This window comes from Microcoleus sp. C2D2 (assembly GCF_036702495.1).
Lineage (GTDB): Bacteria > Cyanobacteriota > Cyanobacteriia > Cyanobacteriales > Microcoleaceae > Microcoleus.
Genome location: NZ_JAUBTO010000204.1, coordinates 1 through 10,716 on the forward strand (window position 1 = coordinate 1; position 10,716 = coordinate 10,716).

General features: G+C 46.1%; 9 protein-coding genes. 5 read left to right on the forward strand and 4 right to left on the reverse strand.

The genetic code is table 11. From position 1 onward, the window contains the following. Window positions 1–121: 121 nt before the first annotated feature. On the reverse strand, window positions 122–898 hold the full coding sequence (locus QUB61_RS34950; RefSeq protein ID WP_333135464.1) for an ion transporter: 777 nt from the start codon (window positions 896–898) through the stop codon (window positions 122–124). Window positions 899–944: 46 nt separating this feature from the next. On the opposite strand from QUB61_RS34950, the gene QUB61_RS34955 reads away from it, so the two are divergent. From QUB61_RS34955 to QUB61_RS34965, 3 genes are all read left to right on the forward strand, one after another. Further along, the gene (locus QUB61_RS34955; protein WP_333135465.1) at window positions 945–2,906 is read left to right on the forward strand and encodes a pentapeptide repeat-containing protein; all 1,962 of its coding nucleotides are present in this window, start codon (window positions 945–947) and stop codon (window positions 2,904–2,906) included. Between the two features lie 273 nt (window positions 2,907–3,179). Then, window positions 3,180–3,701 (forward strand): hypothetical protein, encoded by a 522-nt coding sequence (locus QUB61_RS34960; protein ID WP_333135467.1) that lies wholly within the window; start codon window positions 3,180–3,182, stop codon window positions 3,699–3,701. A 147-nt stretch (window positions 3,702–3,848) separates the two neighbouring features. After that, window positions 3,849–4,193, forward strand: coding sequence for an NAD(P)H-quinone oxidoreductase subunit M (locus tag QUB61_RS34965; RefSeq protein ID WP_172186354.1), 345 nt, complete (start codon window positions 3,849–3,851; stop codon window positions 4,191–4,193). 313 nt (window positions 4,194–4,506) lie between these two features. Here QUB61_RS34965 and QUB61_RS34970 read toward each other — a convergent pair whose 3' ends face one another. After that, window positions 4,507–4,818, reverse strand: a complete 312-nt coding sequence (locus QUB61_RS34970; RefSeq protein ID WP_333135470.1) for a hypothetical protein — start codon at window positions 4,816–4,818, stop codon at window positions 4,507–4,509. 696 nt (window positions 4,819–5,514) lie between these two features. Here QUB61_RS34970 and QUB61_RS34975 point away from each other — a divergent pair. Both QUB61_RS34975 and QUB61_RS34980 read left to right on the forward strand, forming a co-directional pair. Next, a complete protein-coding gene (locus QUB61_RS34975) occupies window positions 5,515–7,827 on the forward strand; it encodes a protein phosphatase 2C domain-containing protein (protein ID WP_333135472.1) in 2,313 nt (770 codons plus the stop codon). 264 nt (window positions 7,828–8,091) lie between these two features. Continuing rightward, window positions 8,092–8,715 (forward strand): hypothetical protein, encoded by a 624-nt coding sequence (locus QUB61_RS34980; protein WP_333135474.1) that lies wholly within the window; start codon window positions 8,092–8,094, stop codon window positions 8,713–8,715. 249 nt (window positions 8,716–8,964) lie between these two features. Here QUB61_RS34980 and QUB61_RS34985 read toward each other — a convergent pair whose 3' ends face one another. Then, a complete protein-coding gene (locus tag QUB61_RS34985) occupies window positions 8,965–9,660 on the reverse strand; it encodes an LPS assembly lipoprotein LptE (protein WP_333135475.1) in 696 nt (231 codons plus the stop codon). A 579-nt stretch (window positions 9,661–10,239) separates the two neighbouring features. After that, window positions 10,240–10,605, reverse strand: coding sequence for a DUF1823 family protein (locus tag QUB61_RS34990; RefSeq protein WP_333135477.1), 366 nt, complete (start codon window positions 10,603–10,605; stop codon window positions 10,240–10,242). Window positions 10,606–10,716 lie beyond the last annotated feature (111 nt).

Genomic DNA, 10,716 nt, shown 5'->3' on the forward strand with positions numbered 1-10,716 from the left:
ATTAGTAATTTAAATGAAAGTGGATTAACATCTCTAAGTAAAAACATACACAATATCTCTCTGTACAACTCAATAGTGTTATTGTAGCATAATGTTTGTTTGTGTAATTAATTTTGCTTAACTACTTATCTAATTGAGTGCCGCACATTTTACAAAATCTAGCATTAGCATCGTGTACAGACCAACCGCAACCTTTACAAACAGCTTCTCCGTGATTAGCACTTTTAACTAATTGTTTAATCAAATCCCCCAATTGCCAAGGAATCAGAGCAATTCCCGTCAAAATCATCAAAATAGTCAGAAAACGACCGGATTCCGAAATCGGAGTAACATCGCCAAATCCCACCGTCGTCATCGTGACAACCGAGAAATAAACAGCATCCAAAAAAGTTCCAAAACTTTCGGGATTTTCCGGATGTTCGACTTGATAAATCAAACCAGAATAAACAAAAATTATTGCCAGCAAAGTAAACAAAATCCGAGCAAAAATTACCCCATCTTCGCTGCTGATGCGGAAAATAGAAATTTTTAATTCCAGAAAACGGATGAGTCGGAGTATTCTAAACCAGCGAAAAATGCGGATAAAACTGACGTTGACAAATCCCAGTAAAAATGGTAATATTGCCAGCAAATCAATGATTGAAAAAAAACTAAAAATAAATTTAACTCGATTTTCAGCACACCACAGCCGCAATAAATACTCAACTGCAAAAACGATTAAAAGGACGGTATCGAGAGTTTGCAAATAAATTCTAACAGGTTCCGAAAGCGGGTAAGTTTCGGCGATGAAGCTGGCGGAAGATAAAAGAATGAGTCCGGTAATAGTTAAATTGACGGTTCTGCCAATTGGGGTTTCGATGTCTTCGAGATAAAATCCAATTTGCGATCGGGTTAACATAGATGAGATAATTAATACCATTTATGAGGTAAGGGAATTATCGCATATGAGTATCGAATTAACTAAGGGTGAAAGGTTCAATCTTTCTAAAGAAACTCCTAATTTCAGTAAAATTGCGATCGCCCTGGGTTGGCAAGTCAGCCAGACAGCGCAAAACTGCGACATTGACGCATCTGTTTTTATGTTAGCGGCAGACGGTCGCATTCCTGATGAAAAGTATTTTGTATTTTACAACAATCTGACATCGCCGGACGGTTCGGTGCGGCATTCGGGAGACAGCAGGAATGGAGAAATTGAGGGAGATGATGAGACGGTTTATCTGGATTTGAGTAAAATCAATTCTGCTATTCAGGAAATTGTGTTTGTTGTGACTATTCACGAGGGACAGGAAAAGAATCAAACTTTTAGTCAAGTTACAAATGCTTTTATCAGGCTGTACAATCGAGAAACTGTTAGCGAATTGGTTCGGTACAATTTAAATCAGATATTTTCCCAAGAGACGGCTTTAGAATTTGGACGCTTGTATAAGAAGAATGGCGAATGGAGATTTCAGGTGGTAGGACAGGGATATAATGCTGGGTTGCAAAGTTTTGTAGATAAGTATTATGTTGAGAATGCGGTTGATAAAAGCTCGAAGGCTGCTGAGAATGCTGATGATGCTGAGGTTGTGAGGCGGTTTAGCGATCGGGTGGACAAGCTATTGCGGGAAGAGGCGATCGGGGAGACACCGATTCCCGTATCTAGCGAAGCGGTAGAACAGCCGGCGGCTACTCCTGTAAATGCGGAAACGGTAGAATCTGAGGAAGAGAAAAAAATAGATGATTCGGCAGGAGAAAATCTGGAACCAGCGATCGCTGCTGAGGAATTTTTGCAACGGTATAATCAGAAAGAACGAAATTTTACTGGAGTTAATCTATCAGGAGTAAATCTGAGCCGAATAGCCCTGAGTCTAATCAACCTGAGTAGCGCTAATTTAAGCGGTGCAGAACTCTCTGAAGCAAACTTATACGGTGCTAACCTGAGTGAGGCAAATTTATCTCATGCAAACCTTCACAAAGCCAATCTCAGCTCAGCCAACTTAAAGAAAGCAAAATTCATAAAGGCAAATCTAAGTGAAGTAAATCTGCAAGGCTCAAACCTAAGTGAAGCTAATCTGAGTGGGGTAAATCTCAGTAGTGTTCATGTGTCGTCAACAAACTTCAGCAGGGCAAACCTTAGTAAAGCAAACTTAACTGGGTTGAATTTGAGGAACTCACAATTGATGAAGGCTGATTTAAGTAATGCAAACCTAAGTAATACTAACCTATTAAAGGCAAACCTTGAAGGGGCAGACCTTGAAGGAGCAAAACTTCAACAAGCGCTTTACAACGCAGAGACTATCTTCCCCAGAGGCTTTGACCCTGTTAAAGCAGGTGCTTGCTTAATCGCTCCTAATGTTTCACTGAAAGAAGCAAACCTAGCTCGTCGTAACTTGAGCGGAGTTAACTTGAGTGAAGCTAACTTGAGTGGTGCAAATCTAACTAAGGCTAATTTGCAGGGTGCAAAACTCCTGCAAGCTAATTTGAATAAAACCAACTTAAGCGAAGCAAATTTGAGTAGTGCCAACTTAACGGCGGCAAACCTGATAGGAGCCAACCTGATGCAGGCAAATTTAGCATCTACTAACCTAACTGCCGCAGACTTGAGTGGAGCGAATCTGAAAAATACAGAAACAAGTGGGGCAAATTTTAGTGGTGCTAATCTGAGCAAAGTTAATCTGGTTAGTGGAACTCTTCAATGTAATGTCAGCGGAGCAATATTAACTGAAGGAAATCTCTGTGGGGCTAACCTTCGTTATGGTAATTTTACTGGAGCCAACTTAACTTCGGCAGACTTGCGCGGGGCAAATTTGCAGAATACAAACCTAGAAAAAGCCAACCTAAAGGGAGCGAACCTAAGTGGGGCGGTAAATCTGGAAACGGCAAAACTCGCAGGCGCAATTATGCCAGATGGCACAATTCACGAATGAATTAATGTTTGTAGTAACGAATAGAGTCCATAGAAATGGAAGGATTAGGGCGTGTTTTATTGACCCGGAGATCCCCCCTAGCCCCCCTTAAAAAAGGGGGGAACCGGAAGCACTCAAAGTCCCCCTTCTTAAGGGGGATTTAGGGGGATCGAGACTTCGATACAAGTGACATTTATTATGGGTTTCAGTCTTAAGTTGACACCAAGGGTGGGGTGTGCATCGCCCTACAAATATAGTATGATGAGTGTGAAATATCAAATATATAGATTTTCCATGAATGAATCGGAAACGGAAATAATAGAATCTACCCTCAGATGGATCACCGAGTTTGTCGAGTTACCGCATCCCATTTTCAGCGATTTACCGATTTGTCCCTTCACTAAAAAGGCACGCTTGGCTAATCAAATTTTATTCAAAATCGAGCGGTTTTCAGCGCTGACTGAGTTCGATGGAGATTCGACCATAATTAAATCGATTCATGAATTTTACAATTCCGACTTTGAAATAATGGTAGTAATTAATCCCGAAAAAACAGCAATTACTGCGCCGCAAACTAAAGAATTGATAGACAAACTGAATAATCAGATTTCAGAGTTGGGGTTGCTGGCTTTTCACGCTCATCCTGAAGAAGATTTTAATATTGACGGGCTTCATACTAGGAGGATGCCGTATCCGGGCTTCACCGTGCAAGTAAATTCTAAGCTGAAGCCAGCTTCCGATGCTTTAGAGAAAACTGAATATTACAAAAATTGGACTGCCGAACAACTAAAATATTTCGGGATTCCCAGAAATTGACGATCGCCCGCCCTCCCTTCCCCCTTCCCCCTCTCTTCCTTCGCGCTCTTTGCGTCTTCGCGGTTCAATCCTCCTCATCCGCAGTTCCCCGCGCATCTCCCAGCCATTACAATAAACTCAGCAAAAAATCTTTACACATAAGAAGTCATGCAGCTCAAGTCAACAACCCGCCATATTCGCATATACACCGCCATCCTCGAAGACAACGAACTCGTCCCCAGCAACGACCTTTTGACCCTCGACATTGACCCAGATAACGAACTTAACTGGAACGATGAGTCAATCAAACAGGTATATGCCAAATTCGACCAACTCGTAGACGCATACGAGGGCGAAGACTTGACCGAGTACAACCTCCGCCGTATCGGTTCGGAGTTGGAACACTTGGTACGATCGCTCCTCCAAAAAGGCCAAATCAGCTACAATCTCAACGGCCGCGCTGTCAACTACAGCATGGGATTGCCTCAAGTTGATTCCAAAGTTCACCTGTAAGGGCGATCGGCATTTATGTCAACTTAAGATTGAAACCGATAATAAATGTCGCTTGTAGCTGAGTTTCGATCGCCCCTGATTCAGGCCCCCTACTCCCCCGCGTCCGGGGAAGTAGGGGTCGGATCGGAGGGTTCTCTTTCCTCTCCCGCCTTAAGGGGGATTGAGGGGGATTGAGGGGGATTGAGGGGGATCTAGACTTCGATACAAAGGAAAAGTCCAGATGGGGAGAATTGGGAAAATCTGCTTTTATTCTTCTTCCTGCTTGTTTCTAACTCCTGACTCCGAACTCCCTGACTCCTGACATCCGGCTTCTTCAGGCTTGACGACTTCCATCGGACTCCTCCCCCGCATCCCCAGCATCATCAACCGCACCCTTAGTAGAATTGCGATCGCGCTCCAAAAACTGTTTAACTGCAAGTTGGCGGTTAGCCATAAACTGACCCCAAGCGCCCGGAAACACCCCATCCAAGGTTTGCACCAGCGCCCAAACCTCAAGATTCATCAGTTTGTAATAAAAACTGTGAGAATTTTGAACGCTAGTGAGTATTTCGTCTATTTCAGGTGCAGGCAGCAGCTTCGCATCGGGCAAATTCTCGGGAAAGGCGCTTGACTCATGTAGGGGCATGGTTAAAAACTCAACAGCTTGCAGAGGCCGGTCAGTCGATTGTAGATTGTAGATTGTAGATTGTAGACTTTAGATAGACTCCACAGATGAATCTGGGGGCTTGTATCCGTCTTTGGATAAGGTTAAATTTAACTTTACTTGCCAAACTCGGGAACGAGGCACGGAACACTCTTGGGGAGAAAACCGAGAATTGATATTTATTTATACCTGTCGGCTCAGGTGATTTCTACCTAGCTACATCATACCATTATAGTTAGTCTAAAATCTCAATTCGCTTGAGTGCCGCGATTTCTTCGGAAAGGGCCACTATCAGGAATATGCTGAAAACAGCGTGATTTCAAGCCGATGACTTCGGGGTCGCGCGAGCCTCTAACTCTGAAAGTTCCTAGCAAGATTCATCGGCGGGTCAACCAAATGGTAGACTATTTGTGTCCGTAGAAGACTTTAAAACCTACCCCTGGACTGGGGGAAAGTCACGCCTAAAACCTTGTCAGGAGATCTCACTACGCACACAACAGTGCAAACGTAGTGAGCCTAGGAACCTGAAAAATCAGGATATTAGGACTGCGAAGTCTTAAGAATCCCCGTCTGTTGAGAAAGCGGGGGTGTCAAATAATCGCCACGTATCAACCCGTCCAGGTTCAAGCGCTAAAATAGTTCAGATCAGCACTGGGCCCAAAGGCGTCAGCAACCCTTATGCAAAACTCTGTGGCAAAACACTACTTATGGGCTTTAGGTGAAGGGATCAAAGGGTGTAAGCCAGGCGATCTGATCGCTGGTCGCTACTTGGTCAAGCGCGATCGACTTCTTGTCGATACTCAACCCGAACAGTTGCCGGAAATGCCCGAAGAGATTCCGAGTGTTGTCACTCCTTATCTGAGACTATTTGCCTATCAGTTGCACGTACCTCAAGTATACGGGCTGATATCGTCCCAGAGGAGCAAGCTCTCGGGAGATATCTGGCTGCTGGAAAACGGGCCGATTTTGAAGGTGACAGAATCTTTAATGCCGGAATTGGGGGACTCCTGGAAAGGAGCCGCAGCGATGCGCCAGCTCAATTGGCTATGGCAAATTTCCCAGTTGTGGCAGCCGTTTATCTCTCAGGGCGTGGCTTCCACGCTGCTGACTCCGGAACTGCAGCGCGTGGAAGGGCAATTGGTGCGGTTTCTGGAATTCCAGCCCGATCGCAAACCGCCTAATTTGTCGCAGTTGGGCAAATTGTGGCAGCAGTGGCTCGAAGATGCTCACCCAGCTATCGCCAATTTTTTGAGGCAACTTTGCCAGCAAATGGTTGCCGGTCAAGTGCGCAACGGCGAACAACTGATGGGCCAGTTGGATAAAGCTCTGGCAAAGTGCGGCCGATTTTACGATCGTCATGTTGAGATTGCCACGGGTACCGATGTGGGCAGAGCGCGGGCTCACAACGAAGATGCTTGCTATCCGCCCAGCGGTACGGTGTTCTCCGGAAACCCCGGATCGTCGGCTTGCGCGATCGTCTGCGACGGTATCGGCGGACAAGACGGCGGCGAAATCGCTTCGGCCGAAGCGATAGCTGTGCTGCGGGACAAGTTGGACCAAATGCCCCTGCATCCGGCTAATTGGGACCCGCTGAGCCTGACTTCCAAGCTGGAACGCGCGGCTTGTGCTGCTAACGACAAGATAGCCGGTCGCAACGACAGCGAACACCGCCAAGGCCGCCAGCGGATGGGAACTACGCTAGTTATGGCTTTAGCCCACATTCACGAACTCTACGTCGCCCACGTCGGAGACAGTCGGGCTTACTGGATTACCCGCACTGGCTGCTATCAAGTTACTCTCGACGACGATGTAGCTTCCCGCGAGGTGCGTTTGGGCTACTCGCTCTACCGGGATGCTTTGGAACAAGTGGCCGCCGGCGCTCTGATTCAAGCTTTGGGCATTACTTCGTCCAACACTCTGCACCCGACTGTGCAACGTTTGCCGGTGGATGAGGACTGCGTTTTGCTGCTGTGCTCCGACGGTTTGAGCGATAAAGACCGGGTTGAGGAATGTTGGGAAGCCGAGATTTTGCCCATTCTTGATGGCAGTATTGGTGTGGCCTCCGCGCGCGATCGACTGATTGAGATTGCTAACACTAGAAACGGTCACGATAACGTCACTGTTGCTTTAATTCACTGTCAGGCACATTTGAGGGAGGAAGGCAATACTTTAACAGAATTGTTTGTCGCACCTTTAGATACGCCTCCGGAACCAATTATCGACACCGACGATTTGCCAACGGATTTGACGCCCACAACCCTTGGCGGTGATGATTCTCAAGGGAAAACGCAATTGTTACAGCCGGAAAAAAGCAAAAGTTCATTTTCGCTGCTGCTGAAAATTGTATTTTTGTTAGGTTTGGGGGGTGTATTTTCTTATTTTTTCATTCCTCCGGTGGGTCGGGCGATCGATACTGCCGGGGAGTCGCTTTTCGGGAAACGCGGTTTAATTAATGCTGGAAAGACGCCGCAGAAAATAGTTGAATCTGTACCTCCTCCGGTCAAATCTTTAGAAACAGGCTCGTTTATAGAGATTAAAAGTTCTGCAGGTGGGGAATTGGGAAAAGAGGGCGAGAGCTTGGATTTGCGAGTCGCAATCGGTGAGTTGACTGTCAAAGGAACAGTCCCTGCCGGCAGCGTTTTGCAGGTCACAAACAAACAGCTTACGCCTCAAGGCAATTGGTTGGAATTGAAAGTTTGTTCGATTCCTGAAATTGTGCCGTCGAACTCTCCGAAACCCGAGTCAAATAAAGATTTTTCTAAAGTTTCAAAACCCGCACTGAATCCATCTCCTGCTGTGGCAACTTCCACTCCCTCGCCTTCCCCGGAAGTTAAGCCAACTGTTGAAGTAGAAATCGCCAAGCTGCAAGCAGGGGAAATCGGATGGATTCAAGAACAAGCTGCCGTTTCTAAAGTAGTGTCTAACCTAGTCTTAAACCCAACTAAACAGGGGAAATGCGTTGCTTCTGACTCAAATCCCAATGCTAATTAAACTGTTAATGCTAGCTCCGACCGAGGTAATTTGAGTAAGTTTAGGAAAATGGAAGATGCAGCTTGCTAAAAATAGAATAGTTTCAGGCAGACACAGACCTCAAATAAAATTTGAGGACGCTCAAGCCGAAGATTCATCAACTTCTTGATTCGAGATCAAACTATGACGAAAATTACAGACTATTTCCAGAGAGTTTATGCAGTAAATCTCCCTTAGAGGAAAGACCGACGGCAACTCATAGTCAAGGAATTACAGGAAGCAGCAATGCCCCTCACGCCCCAAAAGGTTGAGATATTTCCCGCAATCGGGCCCGACGAAGCTGGAGGTTTCCCCAGCATTGGGGCAAGGGGATGCTTTTCCATTCATGTAGCTATCCTCAAGCAGGCAAAACACAAGAGGTTGAGCAATATTTTGATTGTAGAAGACGACCTAGAAATTTCAGCAAAGTTTAGAATAGACCAAGCTGTTATCGTCGAACAACTCTGTCAGCCTGATTGGAATTTCGTCTACTTCGGACACCTCGCAAAGGTTAAAGAAAATTCTCCTGTCGCCCTCGTACCCTTTTCTGAGGGGGTGATGACCGCTCATTTTTACGCTGTAAATGGCAGGATTTTCGATCGCCTCCTGCGGTTTCTGGAAGAACTGCAACACCGACCTCCGGGACATCCCGACGGCGGCCCGATGCACCTCGACGCAGCTTATTCTACTTTCCGAGATCGAAATCCCGATGTTGTCACCTTGATTGCTTCTCCAAACCTGGGGTGGCAAAGGAGTTCCCGTAGTGACATCTCTCCTAATCCCTGGTTGGACAGTGTACCTGGGTTGAGTCCATTGGCAGGTGCAGCAATAACCAGCAAAACAAGGCTGAAGCGTTGGTTTTGTAGTTAATTGAATGCGAGTTTAAAATCCTTCGCTTATATCAAATCTGTTAGCACAATCGCCCGGAAAATAATTAATACCAAATCCGGGTTTATTACTCCCTTTATGAAGGAGGCGGTTGAAACCTTTTGACCTCAAACTATACACATAAAGTCTGCCGGAGTTGACGCGATAGGACGCAGGTTCGGACAGACAAGCGAGATGAGGGGATATTTAAGCCGGATTTGGTATCAGCCTATTTGATATGATGCCTGATTGCTAACCTAATTTCTTAGATACCTCTGCAAGTTTAGTCACCATTTGTGATACGGCTTTGTCAACTGCCGCGCTCAAAAGTGTATCCTCATTACTGCTGCCGGAATTGCTACTGATTCCCCTGACGGAAATATTAGAATCGCTTTGATCGGCTTCTCCTACTGCTTTGGCGGTGGCAAGAATATCTCCTGAAGCTGTACCGATTAACCGCACGTCTATTTGAACGGTAGCTTTGGTTTTTTGCGAACCTGCGCCAATTCCCATGAAACTGCCGCCGCCTGATTGTTTGTCAATATTAAACTTGGTAATGGTGCCGATGAGCACGGCGTCAACTCCTAACTCCTTGCCAATTTCTGCTGCGGTGCCGGCATCCATGGTACCGCTGCGATTTTGCTGTTTGAGCAGTTGTTCGAGTTTGCTGCGATCGACTACTGTATAAGTGCCATTGTTTACGAGTTCGTTGATTAGCAGTTCGCTGATGCCTTTGGCGGCGCCGACTCCCCTGTAGGAAGTGTAATAGCTGTTGGTGGTGCCGTAGTCGAAATCCATGACGACTAGGCGCTTTTTGGCAGTAGCTTGGGCGAGTTGGGTTGCGGGTTGGGTGGTGGCTGGCGTGGCGGTCGCGTTGACTGAAACGCCCGCTAGCATTAGGGTAGCGAGGGAAATGCTGGTTAAGCGAGATATGGTGGTTGTTTTCATAAACCTTTCCTCACAGTTGTTTTGTTCCGATTCTAGGATACTTTACGGAACAGCCCGATGTCAGGGTTGGGGTGAGGATGTTGGAATTGGCGGGTTTTAGTGTTTTTGACTTTCAACAGGCGGAATTTTTGTTAATTAACCGCTCTTGACGCAGAGAACTCAGAGAAAGAGAGGAAGAGTTTATTGACACTCCCCGGCCTTAAGGCACGGGGATTCTTAAGACATTTCAGTCTTAATATCCCTATCGCTAGGGTTCCCAGGCTGACTACTCTGGGCACTACCGGTGCGTAGTCATATCTCCTCAAAAATGTTTTGGGCGTAGACTTTCCCCCAGTCCGGGGGTAGGTTTTTACATCTTGTCTGATTTGGTTATTCTACCATATTCATTTGTTAAGATGGATTTGTTATTTTACTTAACAATGGAAAAAAGCCGTCCTACAAGGACAGGGTTTTCAACCCAATTTTCTGATAAAGGTTTCAATCGTTAATAGGGATTTAGGAATTTTCTTGCCCCCAAATCTAATATCTCTGTACTGTATCTAACGCTAGCAAAAACCGCACAGCCATCCAAAATTCCTCCTAGGCCCCAGCTTCCATAAAACCCATCAACCAATTAGCCATCGTCGCCCTGCGAGTCTGTCTCGGCCCGAATTCCCCAATTTTATAGCCCTTAAACCCCAATTTTTCCTTCAGCAACTGCTTGTTTTCTGGAGGGGTCGATCGAGTCAATTTCACCGTCGCCGGCCTAGAATCTATAAAATCCGGCGGTTCCGGGTACTCTTGGCGCCACTCGGGTGCAACACCTGCACTGTTCCACTTGCCAGTCTCCGCATCCCAGCGGTAGCCCAGATACTGCCAAACTAATCGGTTCACAGCAGCATCGTCGATTTCTTCGTTGAGGATAGCCCAAATAGTTTCGTTATTCAGCGGTGGTAATTCAGACATGAGCGCGATCGAATCGGAAACAAAAAAAGTTTAACTTAGGATCGCGAATTAAATAACTTACAATTTTAATTGTTATTGTGGGATGGGCGTCCCGCCCGTCCAAAAAGGACG